The sequence below is a fragment of the Phenylobacterium sp. LjRoot219 genome (assembly GCF_964252995.1).
Lineage (GTDB): Bacteria > Pseudomonadota > Alphaproteobacteria > Caulobacterales > Caulobacteraceae > Phenylobacterium.
The window spans coordinates 1,167,958-1,186,435 of the sequence record NZ_CAXUQI020000001.1; the positions used below are offsets into that span (position 1 = coordinate 1,167,958).

The following is an 18,478-nucleotide window of genomic DNA, read 5'->3' on the forward strand; positions in this document are numbered from 1 at the left end:
CGCTCAGCGGATCGCCGGCCTCGACGTGATCGCCAGGTCGCCGGCGGCGCCGCTGCGCTTGCGCCAGGCGATGTAGGGGATGGTCAGGACGATGTTGGCGAGCAGGAACATCAGCACCGCGGCGGTCACCGCGGTCTCCGCCGGGAAGTTGATGCTGGCGATCGCGAGCGCGACGCCGGGGTGACGTGAGGCGGTGGCCATCGCCAGCACCGTGCGGTCGTCCGGGTCGGGGCCGCCGAGCAGGTGCCCGACGACCAGGCCGATGACGATGAAGAGGGCGGTGGCCAGCAGCGTGCCGTCGCCGACGAGGCTCTCGATCGCGTCCCACTGGCTGAAGATGATGGCCCCGGCCGCCGCCACCAGCAGCAGCATGCCGACGATGGAGAGGATCGGCGCGACGCGGGCCGCCAGCGCTGGCGCCAACTTGCCGACCAGCAGCCCGACCACGAGCGGCGCCAGGATGGTCATCGCGATCAGGCCCGCCACGGTCGTCACCGGGATCCCGAGCGGCATGCCGAGCAGCCGCTGGTCGATCTCCAGCGCGAGGGGAATCCAGACCAGCGAGATCAGGCCGACGGAGACCAGCAGGCTGATGGAATAGGCCGCCGTGCCGCCGGCCTTGGACTGCTTGCGCGGCAGGATCGGCGGCACCGGGGCCAGCGACAGCGCGACCAGCATGATCGCCACCGGCCGCGGCAGGTCCAGCGCCAGCACCAGGGCGAAGGCGATCAACGGCATGATGACCGACATGGCCAGCAGCGAGCGCGCCAGCTGGCCAGGCCGCTTGAGCAGATAGAACAGGTCGGCCGGTTTGGCGGTGAGGCCGAGCGCGAAGACGATCGCCAGGATGCTGGCCTTCAGGACCAGGGGGATGATTTCGGCAAGCGTCATGGAGGTCGCTCCAGGGCGACCCGCGCGCCTGGGCAGGCGCAACGGGGGCCCTCACGATTCCCGCATGCGCCCGGCTTGGCCGCCATCCGTCGCGGACCCCAGCGAGGCCAGGGTTATGCCCGACCCCGCGGCGCCTGCTCAGCGGGGCGTGACCTCGGCGCCCGCGCGCCAGATCCGGTAGCGCACCTCGACGTCCGCAGGCGCGTAGATCACCAGCGGCAGCCGGCTGTTGTAGCGCAGCAGCGGTTCGTCGGCGCTGCGGACGAAGTCGCGGCGCTGCGTGTTCGACGGGCAGGCCATCATCGTGCTGGCCGCCGGCCCGACCTGGGTGACGACGAAGTAGCTGTAGCCCCAGCCCTCGGCGGTGCGCTCCTGCAGCGTCGAGGAGAGCATCTGCCGGTTGCAGTCGACCATCATGGTGCGGCCGACGACGACGCCGACGCGCAGCGCGTTCTCGTCGCGCTCCGGCTGCAGCCGGATGACGCGCCGGACCTGGCCGCGCGTCGGCGCCGGGAAGGCCTGCAGGTCGTCGCGCGGCGGCGGCCGTCGGCCTTGCGCCGCCGCGCCGTCCGCGGCGATCAGCAGGGCCGCGGCGCCGACCCACCCCAAGAGGCTGGGCTTCATCACCTGGGCTCCTCGCGAAGATGGATGTCGCCGGAGTACAGCTAGCGCTGACCTTAGGTCGCGCCCATCCGGCCGAACCCGCAGCCGCGGCTAGCTGACGTTGAGCTGCCACGACACGCCGAAGCGGTCGTTGACCCAGGTGAACAGGCTGCTGAAGCCGTAGTCGCCGGCCGGCATCAGCTCGGCGCCGCCTTCCGCCAGCCGTCCGCTCAGGCGCCGCAGTTCGTCGGCGGACTCGCATTCGACCCAGAACGAGAAGGACGGGGTGAAGGCGAAGGCGTGTTTGACGAAGCTGTCGGAGCAGAGCACCGACTGGCCGCCGAGCGTGAAGCGGGCGCGGTGGATGGTCCCTTCCGGGCCGGCCTCGCCGGGGCCGTAGCGCTGCATCTCGTCGACCCGGCTGTCCGGGAAGACCGACAGGTAGAACTCCAGGGCCTGCGAGCCTACGCCGCCCTGGAACATCAGAAACGGCAGGACGAAGCTGGTCATCGGCGTCTCCGTGGCTGGCGCAGGACAGCCCGGCCGCCCGGGAAGGGGCGGCCGGCCTGTCCCGCTGCGCGGATCAGTAGATCCGCGGCACGATGGTCGGCAGTTCCGCTGTGGTGCGGATGCCGGGCTCGGCCTCGACGATGTAGGGCGCGGCGTTGACCACTCGATAGGCGGTGATGCCGGCCATCGCCGGGGAGAATTGCGGGTCGGAGACCGCCAGCGGGAAGGTGACGTTGATGTCGACCGGGGTGTCGCCCTCGACCAGCAGCCGCCAGCCGTTGGGGCGCAGGTCCCAGTCCTTGTCGATGGCCTTGGTGGTGTACCAGTTCACCCGGAACTGGATGATCGGCTTGCCGCCGCGCAGGCCGGCGACGGTGACCCGCTGGGCCGCCAGCGTGCCCTGTTCGATCGGCGTGCCGCCGGGCAGCAGGAAGCGCTCTTTCGCCCCGGCCATCTCGCCGAACACCTGCATGTCGTCGAGCGTGATGCCGAGCGCCTGGGCGACGACGTTGACCGACTGCATGAAGCCGTGGGCGTGGTGGTGCAGCAGGGCAGGGTCGAACTCGCCGGTCGCCGGCCGGCCGAAGCCCATCATGTCGACGACCTGGACGTCGGGGCAGGAGAGCGGGATGTCGGCGTATTCGTCGATGGTCATGCAGTCCATGCCGCGCGACATCGAGACCGCGACCATCGGCAGGGCCTCGGAGCTGAAGCCCGGGCTGGAGCCGGACGCGTGGATCGAAGAGCCGCCCTTGGCGCAGGCCGCCTCGACGCGGCGGCGGACGTCCTGGTCCATCTTTTCCGGCTCGAGGTAGTCGACCCGCGAGGTGGCGATGTTGATGCCGGCTTCGAGGAAGCGGCAGACGTCGTCGACGTTGGCGCCGTCCATGTTGGCGACGACGCAGTCGGGCTTGGCGGCGATGATGTCCGCGATATTGCGCGAGGCCTTCACGCCGATCGGCGGCAAGCCGGCGAGCTCGCCGGCGTCCTTGCCGTGCTTGGCCTCGGAATGGACGTAGACGCCGACTACCTCGAACTGCGGGCTCTGCAGGAGCGCCTTGAGGCTGACCTGGCCGATCCGGCCGGTGGCCCACTGCGCGACCCGATAGACCCGGTTCGGATCCGGCATCCGCAGCGATTTCACCTCTGAACCCATGGCGTCTTCCTCCCAGTCTGTTCTTGGCGTGCAGGCGTCCTGGCCCGCGCGCGTCCAACTTGGCGACGGCTTGCCGCCGCCGCAATGCCGTCAAGCTTGGGCGGTCTCAAAACTGCACCCGCGATCCTATGTGAGGGGACGCCCGATCGGCAGAAGGGGCTGGGCGAAGGCGGCAAGGCGCGGGTAAGAGCGTCGCACATCATATCGTGGAGGACACATGCCGAGGTTCGACCAGGACACCGCGGTCAAGGCCGTGGCGCTGCAGCAGCTGATCGCCGAATGGGGCTATGAGCTCGACTTCAACGGCGGGCTGACCATGCCCCGGCTGATCACCGAGGACTGCAATTATCTCGTGGGCGGGACCTCCTATCGCGGCCACGCGGCGGTGCAGAAGTTCTACGCCGACCGCGGCGAGCGGGTCCGTACGCAGCAGAAGGACGGCGTCCGCACCCAGCGCCACACGATCTCGAACTACCGGATCTCGTTCTCGGCCGCGGATCAGGCCGAGGTGACCTTCCTGCTGGTGAACTACTCCCAGGAAGGCAAGGCCCCGGCGATGAACCTGGTCGGCCCGACGATCATCGCCGATTGCCGCATGGAGTGCCGCCAGGGCGCCGACGGCGAATGGCTGATCTCGCTGTTCGACAGCACCCCGATCTTCATCGGCAACGACCCCTTCCTGAACGCCTCGGTGGTTCCGCCCGGAACCCGCTGACCTGAGCCGGGCGGCGCGAGCGCGCGCCGCCCCCGCTCGGGCCCCCGACGGAGAAGCCCTGATGCGACGCCGAGCCGCGATCGGCTTCATCCTCGTCACCGCCCTGCTCGACATCCTGGCGATGGGGCTGGTGATCCCGGTCCTGCCGCCGCTGATCGAGGAGTTCTCGGGCTCGGCGGCCAGGGCCGGGATCTGGAACGGCGTGCTGGTGGCGCTCTGGGCGCTGATGCAGTTCGTCGCCTCGCCGATCATCGGCTCGCTGTCCGACCGCTATGGCCGCCGGCCGGTGATCCTGCTGTCGGTCGCCGGCATGGCCGCCGACTGGGTGTTGATGGCGCTGGCCCCGAACCTCTGGTGGCTGGCGATCGGCCGGATGATCGGCGGCGTCACCTCGTCGAGCTTCACCACCGTCTACGCCTACATGGCCGACATCACCGCGCCGGAGGAGCGCGCCAAGGCCTATGGCTGGGTCGGCGCGGCCTTCTCCGCCGGCTTCGTGCTGGGCCCGGCGCTCGGCGGGTTGCTGGGCGCGGTGTCGCCGCGGCTGCCGTTCTGGGTGGCCGCCGGGATGAGCGCGCTGGCCTTCGTCTACGGCTGGTTCATCCTTCCGGAGTCGCTGCCGCGCGAGAAGCGCACGGACTTCGCCTGGCGCCGCGCCAATCCGTTCGGCGCGCTCGCCCTGCTGCGCTCGCACCCGGAGCTGTCGCAGCTGGCGGTGGTTAACTTCCTGCTCTACTTCGCCCACCACGTGTTCTCCGCGGTGTTCGTGCTCTACGCCGGCCATCGCTACGGCTGGGGCGCGCTGCAGGTCGGCCTGCTGCTGGCGTTCGTGGGCGTGCTCGACATGGTCGTCCAGGGGCTGCTGGTCGGGCCGGTGGCCAAGCGGCTCGGCGACTGGCGCACCATGCTGTTCGGACTGTCCGGCGGAGCGGTCGGCGTCGCCTGCATGGGCCTGGCGCCCAACGGCTGGCTGTTCACCCTGGCGATGCTGCCCAACGCGCTGTGGGGCCTGGCCATGCCGACCCTGCAGTCGCTGATGACCAAGCGCGTGTCCGAGACCGAGCAGGGGCAGCTGCAGGGCGCCAACAACTCGGTCGGCGCGATCGCCGGGGTGATGTCGCCGCTGTTCTTCGGCTGGGTCTATGCGCTGTCGGTCGGGCAGTCGGCGCACGGCCCGATCCTTGGGGCGTCCTTCCTGATCGCCGCGGGATTCCTCCTCGCCGCCGTGGCGGTTGGGGCGATGAGCGGCGGCCGTGGTGGAATCAAAGCCTAGCGCGGACAGCGGGCGAAGGTGTCGGTCTGGCCCTTGGAGCGCACGCGGCCGGCGGCGAGGATTAGCTCCTGCCGCCGCATGGCGCAGGTCGTCCGCTGGCCCTTAGGTCCCTGGGTGCGCGACACCACCCGGGAGTCGACCTGCGCCGAGCGGCCGTCGGGCCTAAGCGCGATCCGGACGATTTCGCCGGTCTCGGAGACTTTCGATTGCGCGCGGAACTTGCGGCTCTGGGCCCGGGCCTCGGCCAGGCTGCTGCTGCCGTAAGGGACGATCTCCCCGGCGGGCGTGCGGTACTGGTCGGTGAACACCGCGTCGGGCCGGAAGGCCTGGAAGTAGGCGTCGAGCGCCCCGGCGTTCCAGCTGCGCTCCTGCTGGGCGACGAAGGCGCGGACCTGGGCCTCGCTCAGACCGGCCGCCCACGCGGGCGCGGCGGCGAGCATGGCCGCCGCCAGCCACAGGGCGAACCGAGGTCGGGGCTTCCTGGCCATGGTCCGCATCCTGGTGGCGACCGGGCGAAGGTCAAGCGCCGCCGGGGCGGCATAGAGCGACGCGCCGGCGCGGAGCCCGCGTTCAGGTCCCGCCGCCGGTTTGGCCGTTGTTCAATGGTGCGGACGGTCCGCGAGGCGCGCCCGCGGACCCATGCGCCGGGTTAGCGGCGCCGGAACTGCGGCCTGGACGACGGCGGACCCGAGCGCGCGCCTTCCGGCTTGTGGCGATAGGTGATGCGGCCGCGGTCCATGTCGTAAGGCGTCATCTCGACCGTCACGCGATCGCCGACCATCGAACGGATGCGGTTCTTCTTCATCTTGCCGGCGGTGTAGGCCAGGATTTCGTGGTCGTTCTCGAGGCGGACGCGAAAACGGCCCTCCGGCAGGAGTTCGATGATCTGGCCGTCGAATTCGACGAGGTCTTCCTTCGCCACGGTAGTAGGTGCTCCTTTGCCGGCGCCCTCGCGCCGGCGATTATTTTACACGGTCGCTCAGGCTTCCTCGACCGCGATCTGCTTGGCGTCGGCGGCCCGATTGGCGGCGTCGCACATCGCCTCAAGGTGGCCGCGGAGGCTGCGCGGCGCCAGGAGGGCGTCCACGGCGCGGCAACCTTCGGATTTGAGCCGTTCCTTCAGCTGCGAGAAGCTGCGAACTTCTCCGGACCGGGCAAGGGCGTAGGCGCGTTCAAGGGTCGACAAGGCGCTATCCTGAATTTTCTGGCCGCCGATGGACGAGTCCGAAAGGACGTTCCGTCGGCGATCTTGGAGCTCATGACAAGCTTTGAGATCAAATTATCGGAGAGGGCCGAGAATTATCCTGGGCGAAGACCGGAGTCTTCGAGCCCTGATCCAGACGAACCAATCCCAAATTTGATGGGGCGTATATGGCCTTCGCGCGCGCCTCGTGCAAGCGGGTGGTCCAAAACACCGCAGGGGCGAAGCGACCGCCAAGCCGCCTAGGCCCCGCCGCTCACTGACACCGACGCCGCATCGGGCGCCGCCGCGCGGTTTGCGCTTGGTCAAAGCCGCTCTGGAAAATGCCGCTACCTGTTCGGATGGGATCGCGGCGGCCGGCATCGTGCGGCGCGCCGCCAGGACCAATCGTCAGAAGGGCGTCGGGGCACACCATGAGCAGTTCGTTTTTGGCGCCGATCCTGGAGCACTATCAGTGGCTGCTGTCGCTGTACGCTGCGGTCGGGATCGCCATCGTCACCTTCCTCGGCAAGCAGCTGCTGTTGCTCGTACCGACGTTCAGGGAGGCGCGTCAGCTCAACGAAGACGCCCGCCAGAAGAAGATGCAGAAGCCAATCTATGCGGCGAACCAGAAATGGAACCGCAGGTGGGGCCCGGTCTTCCTGGCGGTGATCTTCGGCCTGATCCTGCCGTTCTGCCTGACGCTGGAGACCCAGCCCTGGTGGAACATGCTGCTGGATATCGTCGTGATCCTGATGTTCTACGACTTCTTCTATTACCTCGTGCACCGCTTCCTGTTTCACCACAGCGGCTTCCTCGGCGGACCGCTGGTCTGGGTGCACGCCGTCCATCACCAGCAGCACAACCCCTGCCGGATGGACTCCAGCTACATCCATCCGCTGGAGGTCGCGATGGGGCTCGGCCTCTACGCCGGCAGCATCTTCGTCCTGTCGCGGTTCATGGGCGAATTCCACGTCGCGACCATCGTCATCACCTGGGTCGCCTTCTCCCAGATCAACCTGCACAACCACGATCTGTGGAAGGCGGATCGCTTCCCGTTCAAGTACCTGAGCTACATGTCGAAGATGCACCACAACCATCATGCAAGGTTCACCGGCGGCAACTTCGCGACCATCTCCCTGCTCTACGACTGGATGTTCGGCACGCTGGACAACGGCGAAGGCGCCAAGACGGAGGCGCAAGCTTCCGAGGCGAAGGCTTAGGGAGGGGCGGCCGGCCGATCGGCTGGCGAGCTTATTCCGCCGGCTCGGCGACCGCGGCGCCGACGCGCAGCGGCATGCGCAGGGTGAAGCGGGTCTCCGTCGCGTCCGAGGTCAGGCTCAGCGTGCCCTCGTGGGCGCGGGCGACCTCGGCGCAGATCCACAGCCCAAGGCCCAGCCCCGCCTGGCGCGGCTGGCCCGCGGTCCGGCTGAACGGCTGGAAGAGCCGGGCGCGGGCGGCTTCCGGAATCGGCTCGCCGGCGTTGGCGACCGAGAGCTCCAGCTCTTTGCCGACGATCGCGCCGTGCACGCGCACCGGCGCGTCGAGCGCGCCATGCGCCAGCGCATTGGCCACCAGGTTCGACAGCAGCTGGGCGAGGCGGCGGCTGTCGGCGTTCACCGCGCAGGGCAGCTCGAGCGCCGCCTCGATCCGGCGTCCCGGATGGGCCATCCGCAGTTCGTCCAGCACCTGGTGCAGCGCCGGCCGCAGGTCCGGCTCCAGTTTTCGCTCGACCGGGAAGCCGCCGCCGAGCCGGCCGCGCGCCAGGTCGAGCAGATTGTCGATCAGGCCCGCCATCCGCTGCACGCTGGCGCTCATCGCCGCCGTCAGCGAGGTGGCGCGAGCCTCGGGCGGGCCCCTGCCGAGCAGGCGGATGCCGGCGTCGATCGAGGCCAGGGGATTACGCAGATCGTGGCCCAGCACGGCGATGAACTGCTCGCGCAACTCCTCGGTCTCGCGGGCGGTCAGCAGCGCCTCCTGGCTCCGCTCGAGCCGCCTACGCGCCGCCAGGTGCGCGCCGATCAACTCGGCGAACAGCTCGAAGGTCTTGGGCGCGGTGGAGTCCTTCAACGATCGCGGCGCGGGATCGATGGCGCAGAGCGTGCCGAAGAACTCCCCGTCGTGCAGGATCGGCACGGAGATGTAGCTCTGGAAGCCGTACTGGGTGGGCGTCGGGTGGTGGCGAAACCGCGGGTCCTCAGCGACATGGTCGATGATCACCGCCGCGCCGCTGGCGCGGATTTCGTCGCAGATGGTGGTGACGACCTCGAGCTCGCCGCCGGGCAGCAGGCCGAAGCCGATCTCGTCGCGCACGGCGCAGGCGACCCAGCGGTCTTCGGTCACGCGGGCCACCGCCGCGAACCCCATGCCGGTCGCCCGGCAGATGACTTCGAGCAGCTTCGGGACGGCGTCGATCACGCCGATCGCCGCGACGTCCGCCTCAATCGATCGCGACATGTGGGGGCTCCGGAAACGGACGACGCTCAGCCCGGGTCGTAACCCCCGAGACTATCGCCTGTCTTTGGTCAGAAGGTGACGCGGACATAAGGAAATCGCCGCACCCGCCTAACCGCGATGTAATTTGAATAGCGAAATAATCGGACCTACGAAGTTTCTTGTCCAGCGCCTGGGCGAGGAGACCGATATGACTGCGAAATTCATCACCATCATGGACCGGGTTCTGCTGTCGGCCTTCAACCTGTTGGGGGCGACCATCGTCCTCGCCCTGGGTTTCGCGGGCCTGAGCTGACCGTCGCTAGGCGGAATAGCCGCCGTCACAGACCAGCGCGGTCCCGGTCATGGTCGAGGCGGCGTCGGAAAGCAGGAAAGCGATCAGCCCCGCCACCTCGCCGGCCTCGGCGTAGCGCCCCAGCGGGGTGGCGAGCGCCGCCATTTGGTCGAACGCCACGGTCTCGTCGCCGGCCTCCCGCGCCAGGTCTTGGAAGAACGGGACCTCGCGCCAGATCGGCGTCTTCACGCCCCCGGGCAGGATCGCATTGACGCGGATGCCGCGCGCCGCGACTTCGCGAGCCGCCACCTTGACGAGTTGCACCACCCCGGCCTTCGACGCGGCGTAGGCGCTGGTGCCGGGCTCCGCCTTCACCGCCGAGGCGGAGGCGACCGCGACGATCGCGCCATGGTCGCGCATCAACCGCAGCGCCGTCTGGATCGTCAGGAAGGCGCCGTCCAGGTTGACCGAGAGCACCCGCCGCCAATCCGCGAAGGTCTGATCCACGATCGTGGCGCCATGCGCGACGCCGGCGTTGGCGACGGCGAAGTCCAGGCCGCCGAACCTGTCGCGGACCGCATCCGCCGTTTCCATCCAGGCGTCGGCGTCCCTCACGTCATGTGCGCGGACCAACACCGGAAGGCCCTCAGCGGACAGCGCCTCGGACACGGCGGCGAGCGCCGAAGCGTCCAGGTCGACCAGCACCAGGCCGGCCGCGCCCGACCGCGCCAGCGTCTCGGCGGCCGCCCGTCCGATGCCCGACCCCGCGCCGGTGATGAGCCCGATCTTTCCGTGCCGCAGCATGGCTTCCTCCTGGACCTGCGCTGTCACTTGAAGGTCGTAGCTTGAGATTTATACCGCCCGGATCTTGAATGATCGTTCCGGAATGCTATCTGCCTGTGCATGGCACGCTCCAAGGAATTCGATATCGACGCCGCCGTGGACGCTGCGGTCGAGGTGTTCAGGGAACACGGGTTCGAAGGCACGTCGGCGCAGATGCTCGTTGGTGCGATGGGGATCGGCCGGCAAAGCCTCTACGACACCTTCGGCGACAAGTGGGGCCTCTATCGCGAAGCGGTCAGGCGCTACGCGCAAAACGAGGGCCACGCCCATCGCGAGGCGCTGCTGAGTGGTCCCAAGGCGGTCGACGGACTCCGTAAGGATCTTGAGCGCACGATAGAGGACGCCCGTCGCGGCTGCCTGGGCGTGAGCTCGATCGTCGAGTTCGCCAATGAACAGCCTGACCTGGCGGAGATCCGGGAAAAGGCGGGCGCCCAGCTGAGCAAGGTCATTCGCGAGGTGGTGATCCGGGGCCAGGCTGAGGGCGATATCGCCCCGGAACTCGATCCTGACGCGCTCGCGACGTTCATGATCGCAACCTTCTCCGGCATCCGCGTCGCGGCTCGGGGCGGGGCGGGCGCTGCGCAACTCGCATCGCTTGCCGAGCTCGCCATGCGGGCCATGCGCTGATTTTTTGGCCTTTTCTGGAACGATCGTTCAACACAAGGAGATCAACGATGAGAGCAGTGGCGATGACCGCCGTCGGCGGAACCGAGGTCCTGCAGGTGCTGGAGCTTGCTGACCCCGAGCCGGGTCCCGGCGAGATCCTGGTCGAGATCTCCGTCAGCGGCGTCAACTTCATGGACGTGGGCATCCGCCAGGGGATGGTTGAAGTGCCCTTGCCCCACGTCCTCGGTGTCGAAGGCGCCGGGCGCATCGCTGCGATCGGAGCCGGCGTCGAGGGCCTGAAGCTCGGTCAGCGTGTCGCCTGGGCCTACGCCCATGGCAGCTATGCCGACCGGGTCGTGATGCCGGCGACCTCGGTCGTCGTGATCCCCGATGGCGTCGACGACCGGACCGCCGCGTCGCTCATGATGCAGGGTCTGACCGCCAGCCACTTCGCGACCGACTTCTACTCCGTGCAGGAAGGCGACATCGCGCTCGTGCACGCCGCGGCCGGCGGGGTTGGCCAACTGCTGACGCAGATCATCAAGCTGCGCGGCGGCAGCGTGATCGGCCGGGTGTCCAGCGCCGCCAAGGTCGAGGCGGCGAAAGCCGCGGGCGCCGACCACGTGATCGTCGACGCCAATGGCGCGTTCGCCGAGGAGGCGGTTCGGCTGTCGGGCGGCGAAGGCGTCCACGTCGTCTATGACGGCTCCGGCCCCGCGACCTTCGATGGCTCGCTCGCCGCCCTTCGCCGGTCGGGCGTCTTCTGCTGGTACGGCCCGGTGCTCGGCGCCCAGAGCACGATCGCGATCATGTCGCTGCCCAAGAGCATCAAGCTGGGCTACGCGGTCTACTCCGACCACGTCCACACGCCGGAACTGCTGCGCGCTCGGACAGGCCGCCTTTTCGACTGGGTTCTCAAGGGCAGGTTACGGGTCGCGCCCGCGACCGAGTTCGCCTTGGCGGATGCGGCCCTCGCCCATCAGGCTCTCGAGAGCCGTAAGTCCATGGGCAAGCTGTTGCTCATCCCGTGAGCCAGTGACGGCGCAGCGTGGCGGCCCGGGAGGGACTCGAACCCCCGACCTTGGCTTTAGGAAAGCCCTGCTCTATCCGGCTGAGCTACCGGGCCACGCTGCAAAATCAGTGGAGTGGCGGGGCCGCGGCGTTCACAAGGAGCGCGTCGGGCGCCGCCGGGCGCCGATTTCGACCCTCCGGATGCCACGCCGCCGGGCGCGCGGCAACAGGGATCGGCTAGCTTGCCGGCGCTCAGCGGCCGGGCAGGGGGCGGGTCATCGCCCCGAGCAGCCCGCCCAGCAGCTGCTCGACCTCGTCGGCCTCGACGCGGATCGCCGCGACCGCGGGGCGGCTGGCGGCCAGGTCGCGCTCGATGAACATCAGCCGGCGGAAGGTGTCGGCGACGCGCTGGTGGACCTCGTCGTCGTGGCGGATCTGCGAGGCGTCGGCGGCCGCAGCCAGGGTGGTGAGGAACGGGAAGCAGGCCAGCGCCTTGAGCTCGCCGGCGGCGACCAGCTGGCGCAGGCGCAGGTCATAGGGCGTGTCGAGCGGCGCGGCGTCGCTTAGCAGGGCGTGGAGCCTGGCCTTGGACGTCCCGCGCACCAGATAGGCCGTCGCCGCGCTGAACGCGGTTCCGGCGAGTGGCATCAGCCGCAGCTCCTGGGCCTGCTTCAGCGGCCCCCAGGCCCGGGCCATCGAGACCATGACGTCCGCCTGCGGCAGCGCCACGTCGGTGAACAGCAGGTCCCAGTCCGCGGGCGCGGCGAGCAGGTGGTCGAGATAGCGAAACACCACCGAGGAGAAGGCTGCGTCGTCCTCGAGCACCATCAGCGGGGCCGCGTCGTCGAGGTGCTGGCCGATCAACCGGCGATGGCTTTCGAAACAGGCCTTCTCACGCGCGCTCAGCGCGCCCGGGGCTTGCGCCATCTCCGCGGCGGTGACTGCGGGAAATCGGGTCAGCGTCCAGCCGTCGTGCGGCGCGGCGGCGAACGACGCCTCCAGCCCGGCCCGGCGCGCGGTCGCCTCGTCGAGGTTGATGTAGCTCGCCCGCATGGCTCCTCCCGCTCTGGAACCGCTCCAAGGGCGGCAGTAGGCCGCCGCGCCGTCGGCTTCAACAGTCGAGCTTGGCAGGGTAGGGAGGAAGGATGCCGACTGCTCGCGCCGCACGTCCAGCCCGAAGCCCCGAATGACGCGGCTTTTCAGGCCTTTCCGTCATCTCTACGTCCAGGTGCTGACGGCGGTCGCGCTGGGGCTGCTGGTCGGGACCCTGTGGCCGAGTTTCGGCGCCAGCCTGAAGCCGCTCGGCGACGCCTTCGTCAAGCTGATCAAGATGGCGGTCGCGCCGGTGATCTTCTGCACCGTCGCCGGCGGCATCGCCCGGATGCGCGACATGAAGGCGTTCGGCCGGCTGGGGCTGCGCACCCTGCTCTATTTCGAGGTGGTCTCGACGTTCGCGCTGGTGCTCGGCCTGCTGGTCGGCCGCCTGGTGCAGCCGGGCGCTGGCTTCAACGTCGACCCGCGCACCCTCGATCCGTCGATCGGCGCCGGCTACGCCGAGAAGGCGGCGCACGGCGCGGGGCTGGTCGACCACCTGCTTGGCCTGATCCCCGACGCCTTCTTCGGCGCCTTCGCCCGCGGCGACCTCTTGCAGGTGCTGGTGATCGCCATCCTCACCGGCTTCGCCTGCGCCCGGCTCGGCGAATTCGGCGACAAGGCCGCCGAGGCGCTGGACGGCATGGGCCGGGTGTTCTTCGGCATCATCGGCGTGGTGGTGAAACTGGCCCCGATCGGCGCCTTCGGGGCGATGGCCTTCACCATCGGCAAGTACGGGCCGGCGGCGCTGGTCAAGCTGGGCGCGCTGGTCGCCACCTTCTACGCGACCTCGCTGCTGTTCGTGATCCTGGTGCTGGGGGCGATCGCCGCCGTCGCGGGCTTCTCGATCTTCAAGTTCATCCGCTACATCCGCGAGGAGCTGCTGATCGTGCTCGGCACCTCGTCGTCGGAGTCGGTGCTGCCGCAGCTGATGCTGAAGCTGCAGCGGCTGGGCGCGGGCAAGGCGACCGTCGGCCTGGTCGTGCCGACCGGCTACAGCTTCAACCTCGACGGCACCAACATCTACATGACCCTGGCCACCCTGTTTCTGGCCCAGGCGACCAACACCCCGCTGACGCTGGGCCAGGAGCTGACCCTGCTGGGCGTCGCCATGCTGACCTCGAAAGGGGCCAGCGGCGTCACGGGCGCCGGCTTCATCACCCTGGCCGCCACCTTGGCGGTGATCCCCGACCTGCCGATCGCCGCGCTCGCCCTGCTGGTCGGGGTCGACCGCTTCATGAGCGAGTGCCGGGCGCTGACCAATCTGATGGGCAACGGGGTGGCGACCCTGGTGCTGGCGCGCTGGGAGGGCGACCTCGACCGCGCGCAGCTGCAGCGCGAACTGGACCGCGGGCCGGGCCCGGCCGGCGCGCCGGTGCTGGCGACGGTGGAGGAGGATTGAGGATCCTCCCCTCAGGGGGAGGTGGCCCGGAGGGCCGGAGGGGGCTTCCACTCAGACATTTCCCCGCTCGTCCCGACGAAGGCCGGGACCCAGATGCGGGCCGAAACACCGCAAGATTCGGAAGTGCTTTTCCGCCCGCTCAGCGGGCGTGATCTGGGTCCCCGAGCGGGAAAGTGGTGGCGACAGCTCCCCCTGGGGGCATCTGAAAACGAAAACGCCCGGCGGTGAGGCCGGGCGTTCGTCGGTTCGTCGGTGGTCGGTGGCTCAGGCCGCGACGGCGGCCTTGACCAGCGACTTGTTGAGCATGGTGATCGCCGCGTCGCGGTCGATGCGCTCGATCGCGGCGACTTCGCGGGCCATGCGGTCCAGCGCCGATTCGTAGAGCTGGCGCTCGGAGTAGGACTGCTCCGGCTGGTTCTCGGCGCGGTGCAGGTCGCGCACCACTTCGGCGATCGAGATCAGGTCGCCGGAGTTGATCTTGGCTTCATATTCCTGGGCGCGACGCGACCACATGGTGCGCTTCACCCGGGCGCGGCCCTTCAGGGTGGTGAGCGCCTTGGAGACCACGTCGGTCTCGGCCAGCGGGCGCAGGCCGGCGGTCTTGGCTTTCGCCGTCGGCACGCGGAGCGTCATCTTCTCGTGGTCGAAGGTGATGACGTAGACCTCAAGCTTCAGACCGGCGACTTCCTGGGTTTCGATCCCCTGCACCTGACCCACGCCGTGGGCCGGGTAAACGACGTGATCGCCAACCGAGAAATCGTGACCGTTCTTGCTCATCGAGAAATCCTCTCAAAATCCCTGTCCGGGGTGGAACCGGACCGCTGACGCGAGCGACCGCCGTGACGAGACAAGGTGTCCGCGGAAGATCCGCGGCGCCCAACTCGAATGGCGGGAATATCGACCTCTTAAAGACACCCTCGCCGGTTCCGGGGCGACGGGCCCGGGTCGGCCGTTTCTTCTGCAGGAAGACGTGCAAGGCAAAGCCTTCTCGCCACGTCATCCGTGACGATAACATAAAATCCTGGAAGATGAAACAGTTGGTGCGCGTCAGCAGTCGCGGGCGAGGGGCCCGCGACGAAGGGGGATCAGGATCCGCGGCCAGGCTTCTCAGAGAAGTACTTCTCGAACTTGCCTTCCTCGCGCTCGAACTCCTCGCGGTCGGCCGGCGGCTCGCCCTTGACGGTGATGTTCGGCCAGACCTTTGCGTACTCGGTGTTGATACGCAACCACTTGCCGTCCGGCTCGTCCTCGGTGTCCGGCTTGATCGCGTCGACCGGGCACTCCGGCTCGCAGACGCCGCAGTCGATGCACTCTTCCGGATTGATCGCCAGGAAGTTCTCGCCCTCGTAGAAGCAGTCGACCGGGCAGACCTCGACGCAGTCCATGAACTTACATTTGATGCAAGGATCCATCACGATGTAGGTCATGGCGCGCTCGTAACTCCAGCTCTCCCCACCGGGGGCGGCGCGGTTTTCACGGTCAGGGGGCGGCTTGTCAATGCCGCCGCGCGCGGTTCCGTTGCGGAACGGCGGCAGGTTTTTCGCCGCACCCGACGACTGCCCGGCTTAATCGGCGTCGAGCGAGGAATAGAGCGCCCGCGCCTCGGGCGCCGGCCCGCGGCGCTCGCCCATCGCCTCCACCGTCACCGCGATCAACCGGCCGCCGAGCGCGAACACCAGTTGGTCGCCGACCTTCACGGTCCGCGCCGGCTTGTCGAGCCGGTGCTCCTGGCCGCTGCGGGTCAGCCGCACGCGCCCCTCCTCGACGTAGCGGGCGGCCATCGAACGGGTCTTGAAGAAGCGTGCGCGCCAGAGCCAGACATCGGCGCGGCAGGCGTCGTCGGTCATGGCGCAGCCACGCTGAGCGGCGCGGTGGAGGGGGCGGGCCTCACGCGCGCACCGCCTTGGGCTTGCGTCGACGGCGGGGGCGGCGCGCGGCCGGCGCAGGGGCGGCCGGCGTAACCGGCGTCTGCAGCGCGGCGAGCGCGGCGAACGGCGAATGCGGGCGCACGGCGACCGGCGTCTCGGGCTGGGCGCGGCTGCGCTCGCCGCGGCGGCGCCAGGCGATCGGCTCGCCGGCCTTGGGCCGGTTGGCCGGGGCGAAGCCCAGGCCGCGCAGGATCTCGTGGGCCTCGGCCTCGCTCCAGCCGAGCTCTTCGCGGGCCTGGTCGGCGAGCAGCACCCCGCCGGCCTGCTTGGCGGCGCCGCGCAGCAGCTCGTCCAGCCGCTCCAGCTGCTCGACCGGGACCGCCAGGCCGCGCACCGCCCGCAGGCCGTAGGCCGCCAGCGTCCGCGCGCCGGGCCGGGGCTCGGGCAGGCGGCCGAGCGCGTCGGGCGACGGACGCCAGTCGGGCGCTTCGCGCAGCGCCATCGCCCGGGTCAGCGCCCGCGCCTGCGGCTTCAGCAGGCTGGGCAGGTAGATGGAGAAGGCGCCGATGCGCACGCCCAGGCCGCGCAGCGCCCGCCGTTCGACCTGGCTCAGCGTGCGGATCTCCTCGCGCACCTCGGCGCGGTCGAGCAGCCCGCCGGCCTCGATCAGCCGGTAGGCGACGCCGCGGGCCAGGCCCTTCAGCTTGCCCTCGGCCACCGCCGCCTCCAGCCGCCGCAGCCCGGCCAGGCGGCGGGCCGCTTCGCCGGCGACATAGGCTTCCAGCCGGCGCGCGGCGCGCTGGCGGGCGGCGTCGTGGCCGAGTTCGCCGAACAGCCGCACCCGCGGCGCGAACAGCTGGCCGCCGGTCAGCGCGCCGGCCGCCTCGCCGCGCCACAGCACGAGGCCGTCGGGAGAGAGCGCGAAGGCCTCGTCGGGCTCGGCGGCGAGCTTGCCGAGCCGGCGGCCGATCTCCGGGCCGACCGCATGGGTCGCCGCCGCGCGCAGCGCCTTCTGCTCCAGCACCGAGGATCCCTGCGCCGCCTCGAACTGCACGCCGGTCAGCTTGCCGACGTAGTGGCCCTCGACCGTCACCGCGCCGTCGGCGGCGACGCCGGCCAGCATGTCCTCGCGCACCCGCAGGCCGCGCATCAGCGCGCTGGTCCGCCGGTCGACGAACCGGGCCATCAGCTTCTCGTGCAGGGTGTCGGAGAGCCGGTCTTCCAGCCCGCGCGTCTGCGCCTGCCAGGACCCGGCGTCGGCCAGCCAGTCCGGGCGGTTGGCGACATAGGCCAACGTCCGCACGCTCGCGAGCCGGGTGGCCAGCGAGTCGATCTCGCCGTCGGTGCGGTCGAGGCCGGCGTACTGCCGGGCGATCCAGTCTTCCGGCACCCGGCGGCGCCCGCCGGTCAGGTGGAAGAAGAAGTCCTTCACCAGCCGCATGTGGTCGTCGGCGGCCAGTTTGCGGAAATCGGGTGTCTGGCAAACGTCCCACAGCCGCATCACGGTGGCGCGGTCGCGGGCGCGGTCGGCCACGTCGGGGTCGGCGGCGAGCTGGCGCAGGGTGGACTCGTCCAGAGCCTCGGCGGCCAGCTTCAGCCCTTCGCGCTCTGGCGGCTTCGCCAGCGAGCGCATCAGCGTCGTCAGCGACGAGAAGTCGAGCTTGGAGTTGCGCCACTCGGCGGCCGCCACCGGCTGGAAGTGGTGCTGCTCGACGGCTTCGACGAGGTCCGGGTCCATGTCCTCGGCTTCTCCGGTGACGCCGAAGGTCCCGTCCTTCTGGAAGCGGCCGGCGCGGCCGGCGATTTGGCCGACCTCCTGCGGGTGCAGGAAGCGGCTGCGCTTGCCGTCGAACTTGCGCAGGCCTGCGAAGGCCACGTGGTCGACGTCCATGTTCAGGCCCATGCCGATGGCGTCGGTGGCCACCAGGAAGTCGACCTCGCCGGATTGGTAGAGGGCGACCTGGGCGTTGCGGGTGCGCGGGCTGAGCGAGCCCATCACCACCGCCGCCCCGCCGCGCTGGCGGCGGATCAGTTCGGCGATGGCGTAGACCTGGTCGGCGGAGAAGGCGACCACGGCGCTGCGCCGGGGCAGGCGGGTGAGCTTCTTCGGCCCCGAATAGCTGAGCTTGGAGAACCGCTCGCGGCTGACGATCTCGGCGTGCGGCAGCAGCCGCCGCACCAGCGGCGCCACGGTCCCGGCGCCCAGCAGCATGGTCTCGGCTGTCCCGCGCGCATGCAGCAGCCGGTGGGTGAAGACGTGGCCGCGCTCGGGGTCGGCGCACAGCTGGATCTCGTCGACCGCCAGGAACTCGACCTGCCGCGACAGCGGCATCGCCTCGACGGTGCAGACGAAATAGACCGCCCGCGGCGGGATGATCTTCTCCTCGCCGGTGATCAGGGCGACCGAGCGGGCGCCTCTCAGCTTGACGATGCGGTCGTAGATCTCACGGGCGAGCAGCCGCAGCGGCAGGCCGATCATGCCGGAGGCGTGCCCCAGCATGCGTTCGACAGCCAGATGGGTCTTGCCGGTGTTCGTGGGACCCAGCACCGCCACAAGCCTGGGCGGGGCCGCGCCGGACGGGCGGTCGCTCATGAGAGGA

Annotated in this window: 20 protein-coding genes and 1 tRNA gene; 6 read left to right on the top strand and 15 right to left on the bottom strand. The window is 69.7% G+C overall.

Translation table 11 applies throughout. The features are described 5' to 3' along the window. Window positions 1-3: 3 nt before the first annotated feature. From ACSQ14_RS05700 to ACSQ14_RS05715, 4 genes are all read right to left on the bottom strand, one after another. Complete coding sequence (locus tag ACSQ14_RS05700) at window positions 4-891, bottom strand: bile acid:sodium symporter family protein (protein ID WP_436010606.1); 888 nt, start codon at window positions 889-891, stop codon at window positions 4-6. Between the two features lie 138 nt (window positions 892-1,029). After that, on the bottom strand, window positions 1,030-1,515 hold the full coding sequence (eco, locus tag ACSQ14_RS05705; RefSeq protein WP_436010608.1) for a serine protease inhibitor ecotin: 486 nt from the start codon (window positions 1,513-1,515) through the stop codon (window positions 1,030-1,032). A 90-nt stretch (window positions 1,516-1,605) separates the two neighbouring features. Then, window positions 1,606-2,004, bottom strand: coding sequence for a VOC family protein (locus tag ACSQ14_RS05710; RefSeq protein WP_436010610.1), 399 nt, complete (start codon window positions 2,002-2,004; stop codon window positions 1,606-1,608). A gap of 73 nt (window positions 2,005-2,077) precedes the next feature. After that, entirely contained in the window at window positions 2,078-3,160 is a 1,083-nt protein-coding gene (locus tag ACSQ14_RS05715; RefSeq protein ID WP_436010612.1) for an NAD(P)H-dependent amine dehydrogenase family protein, read from the bottom strand. A gap of 217 nt (window positions 3,161-3,377) precedes the next feature. Here ACSQ14_RS05715 and ACSQ14_RS05720 point away from each other — a divergent pair, with 217 nt between their 5' ends. Together ACSQ14_RS05720 and ACSQ14_RS05725 are read left to right on the top strand one after the other, a co-directional pair. Beyond that, window positions 3,378-3,875, top strand: a complete 498-nt coding sequence (locus ACSQ14_RS05720) for a hypothetical protein (protein ID WP_436010614.1) — start codon at window positions 3,378-3,380, stop codon at window positions 3,873-3,875. Window positions 3,876-3,936: 61 nt separating this feature from the next. Then, complete coding sequence (locus ACSQ14_RS05725) at window positions 3,937-5,148, top strand: TCR/Tet family MFS transporter (RefSeq protein WP_436010615.1); 1,212 nt, start codon at window positions 3,937-3,939, stop codon at window positions 5,146-5,148. On the opposite strand, the gene ACSQ14_RS05730 is transcribed toward ACSQ14_RS05725, so the two are convergent. The 3 genes from ACSQ14_RS05730 to ACSQ14_RS05740 all read right to left on the bottom strand — a co-directional run bounded on the left by ACSQ14_RS05730 (window position 5,145) and on the right by ACSQ14_RS05740 (window position 6,334). Then, the gene (locus tag ACSQ14_RS05730; RefSeq protein WP_436010617.1) at window positions 5,145-5,636 is read right to left on the bottom strand and encodes a hypothetical protein; all 492 of its coding nucleotides are present in this window, start codon (window positions 5,634-5,636) and stop codon (window positions 5,145-5,147) included. The two genes, ACSQ14_RS05725 and ACSQ14_RS05730, sit on opposite strands and share 4 nt — an antisense overlap. Before the next feature lie 161 nt (window positions 5,637-5,797). Beyond that, a complete protein-coding gene (gene infA, locus ACSQ14_RS05735) occupies window positions 5,798-6,070 on the bottom strand; it encodes a translation initiation factor IF-1 (RefSeq protein ID WP_436010619.1) in 273 nt (90 codons plus the stop codon). Between the two features lie 57 nt (window positions 6,071-6,127). After that, the gene (locus ACSQ14_RS05740) at window positions 6,128-6,334 is read right to left on the bottom strand and encodes a hypothetical protein (RefSeq protein ID WP_436010621.1); all 207 of its coding nucleotides are present in this window, start codon (window positions 6,332-6,334) and stop codon (window positions 6,128-6,130) included. A 428-nt stretch (window positions 6,335-6,762) separates the two neighbouring features. Here ACSQ14_RS05740 and ACSQ14_RS05745 point away from each other — a divergent pair, with 428 nt between their 5' ends. Beyond that, window positions 6,763-7,551 carry a sterol desaturase family protein gene (locus ACSQ14_RS05745; protein WP_436010623.1) on the top strand — a complete coding sequence of 263 codons (789 nt, stop codon included), beginning with the start codon at window positions 6,763-6,765 and terminating at the stop codon, window positions 7,549-7,551. A gap of 31 nt (window positions 7,552-7,582) precedes the next feature. Here the strand turns inward: ACSQ14_RS05745 and ACSQ14_RS05750 are convergent, their stop codons facing one another. Both ACSQ14_RS05750 and ACSQ14_RS05755 read right to left on the bottom strand, forming a co-directional pair. Then, window positions 7,583-8,785: a GAF domain-containing sensor histidine kinase gene (locus tag ACSQ14_RS05750; RefSeq protein WP_436010625.1), complete on the bottom strand. Its 1,203-nt coding sequence runs from the start codon at window positions 8,783-8,785 to the stop codon at window positions 7,583-7,585. A gap of 298 nt (window positions 8,786-9,083) precedes the next feature. Beyond that, the gene (locus tag ACSQ14_RS05755; protein WP_436010628.1) at window positions 9,084-9,860 is read right to left on the bottom strand and encodes an SDR family NAD(P)-dependent oxidoreductase; all 777 of its coding nucleotides are present in this window, start codon (window positions 9,858-9,860) and stop codon (window positions 9,084-9,086) included. A gap of 99 nt (window positions 9,861-9,959) precedes the next feature. Between ACSQ14_RS05755 and ACSQ14_RS05760 the strand changes: the two genes are divergently transcribed. Then, complete coding sequence (locus ACSQ14_RS05760; protein WP_436010630.1) at window positions 9,960-10,526, top strand: TetR/AcrR family transcriptional regulator; 567 nt, start codon at window positions 9,960-9,962, stop codon at window positions 10,524-10,526. 62 nt (window positions 10,527-10,588) lie between these two features. After that, window positions 10,589-11,536 (top strand): quinone oxidoreductase family protein, encoded by a 948-nt coding sequence (locus ACSQ14_RS05765; protein WP_436010632.1) that lies wholly within the window; start codon window positions 10,589-10,591, stop codon window positions 11,534-11,536. An 18-nt stretch (window positions 11,537-11,554) separates the two neighbouring features. Here ACSQ14_RS05765 and ACSQ14_RS05770 read toward each other — a convergent pair. Further along, window positions 11,555-11,631, bottom strand: a tRNA-Arg gene (locus ACSQ14_RS05770). Between the two features lie 137 nt (window positions 11,632-11,768). Next, window positions 11,769-12,569, bottom strand: coding sequence for a glycosyltransferase family 25 protein (locus tag ACSQ14_RS05775; RefSeq protein WP_436010634.1), 801 nt, complete (start codon window positions 12,567-12,569; stop codon window positions 11,769-11,771). A 133-nt stretch (window positions 12,570-12,702) separates the two neighbouring features. On the opposite strand from ACSQ14_RS05775, the gene ACSQ14_RS05780 reads away from it, so the two are divergent. Further along, window positions 12,703-14,010: a dicarboxylate/amino acid:cation symporter gene (locus tag ACSQ14_RS05780; RefSeq protein ID WP_436010636.1), complete on the top strand. Its 1,308-nt coding sequence runs from the start codon at window positions 12,703-12,705 to the stop codon at window positions 14,008-14,010. Between the two features lie 264 nt (window positions 14,011-14,274). On the opposite strand, the gene ACSQ14_RS05785 is transcribed toward ACSQ14_RS05780, so the two are convergent. From ACSQ14_RS05785 to ACSQ14_RS05800, 4 genes are all read right to left on the bottom strand, one after another. Continuing rightward, the gene (locus ACSQ14_RS05785) at window positions 14,275-14,787 is read right to left on the bottom strand and encodes a CarD family transcriptional regulator (protein WP_436010638.1); all 513 of its coding nucleotides are present in this window, start codon (window positions 14,785-14,787) and stop codon (window positions 14,275-14,277) included. Window positions 14,788-15,095: 308 nt separating this feature from the next. After that, window positions 15,096-15,437, bottom strand: a complete 342-nt coding sequence (fdxA, locus tag ACSQ14_RS05790) for a ferredoxin FdxA (protein ID WP_436010640.1) — start codon at window positions 15,435-15,437, stop codon at window positions 15,096-15,098. A 138-nt stretch (window positions 15,438-15,575) separates the two neighbouring features. Then, entirely contained in the window at window positions 15,576-15,857 is a 282-nt protein-coding gene (locus ACSQ14_RS05795) for an RNA-binding S4 domain-containing protein (RefSeq protein ID WP_436010642.1), read from the bottom strand. A 40-nt stretch (window positions 15,858-15,897) separates the two neighbouring features. Next, window positions 15,898-18,471, bottom strand: a complete 2,574-nt coding sequence (locus ACSQ14_RS05800; protein WP_436010644.1) for a helicase-related protein — start codon at window positions 18,469-18,471, stop codon at window positions 15,898-15,900. Window positions 18,472-18,478: the final 7 nt, after the last annotated feature.

Bases quoted from the DNA above. Each gene is read 5' to 3' on its own strand.
- ACSQ14_RS05700 (WP_436010606.1), bottom strand. From the start codon at position 891: ATGACGCTTGCCGAAATCATCCCCCTGGTCCTGAAGGCCAGCATCCTG.
- eco (WP_436010608.1), bottom strand. From the start codon at position 1,515: ATGAAGCCCAGCCTCTTGGGGTGGGTCGGCGCCGCGGCCCTGCTGATC.
- ACSQ14_RS05710 (WP_436010610.1), bottom strand. From the start codon at position 2,004: ATGACCAGCTTCGTCCTGCCGTTTCTGATGTTCCAGGGCGGCGTAGGC.
- ACSQ14_RS05715 (WP_436010612.1), bottom strand. From the start codon at position 3,160: ATGGGTTCAGAGGTGAAATCGCTGCGGATGCCGGATCCGAACCGGGTC.
- ACSQ14_RS05720 (WP_436010614.1), top strand. From the start codon at position 3,378: ATGCCGAGGTTCGACCAGGACACCGCGGTCAAGGCCGTGGCGCTGCAG.
- ACSQ14_RS05725 (WP_436010615.1), top strand. From the start codon at position 3,937: ATGCGACGCCGAGCCGCGATCGGCTTCATCCTCGTCACCGCCCTGCTC.
- ACSQ14_RS05730 (WP_436010617.1), bottom strand. From the start codon at position 5,636: ATGGCCAGGAAGCCCCGACCTCGGTTCGCCCTGTGGCTGGCGGCGGCC.
- ACSQ14_RS05745 (WP_436010623.1), top strand. From the start codon at position 6,763: ATGAGCAGTTCGTTTTTGGCGCCGATCCTGGAGCACTATCAGTGGCTG.
- ACSQ14_RS05750 (WP_436010625.1), bottom strand. From the start codon at position 8,785: ATGTCGCGATCGATTGAGGCGGACGTCGCGGCGATCGGCGTGATCGAC.
- ACSQ14_RS05755 (WP_436010628.1), bottom strand. From the start codon at position 9,860: ATGCTGCGGCACGGAAAGATCGGGCTCATCACCGGCGCGGGGTCGGGC.
- ACSQ14_RS05760 (WP_436010630.1), top strand. From the start codon at position 9,960: ATGGCACGCTCCAAGGAATTCGATATCGACGCCGCCGTGGACGCTGCG.
- ACSQ14_RS05765 (WP_436010632.1), top strand. From the start codon at position 10,589: ATGACCGCCGTCGGCGGAACCGAGGTCCTGCAGGTGCTGGAGCTTGCT.
- ACSQ14_RS05775 (WP_436010634.1), bottom strand. From the start codon at position 12,569: ATGCGGGCGAGCTACATCAACCTCGACGAGGCGACCGCGCGCCGGGCC.
- ACSQ14_RS05780 (WP_436010636.1), top strand. From the start codon at position 12,703: ATGACGCGGCTTTTCAGGCCTTTCCGTCATCTCTACGTCCAGGTGCTG.
- ACSQ14_RS05785 (WP_436010638.1), bottom strand. From the start codon at position 14,787: ATGAGCAAGAACGGTCACGATTTCTCGGTTGGCGATCACGTCGTTTAC.
- fdxA (WP_436010640.1), bottom strand. From the start codon at position 15,437: ATGACCTACATCGTGATGGATCCTTGCATCAAATGTAAGTTCATGGAC.
- ACSQ14_RS05795 (WP_436010642.1), bottom strand. From the start codon at position 15,857: ATGACCGACGACGCCTGCCGCGCCGATGTCTGGCTCTGGCGCGCACGC.
- ACSQ14_RS05800 (WP_436010644.1), bottom strand. From the start codon at position 18,471: ATGAGCGACCGCCCGTCCGGCGCGGCCCCGCCCAGGCTTGTGGCGGTG.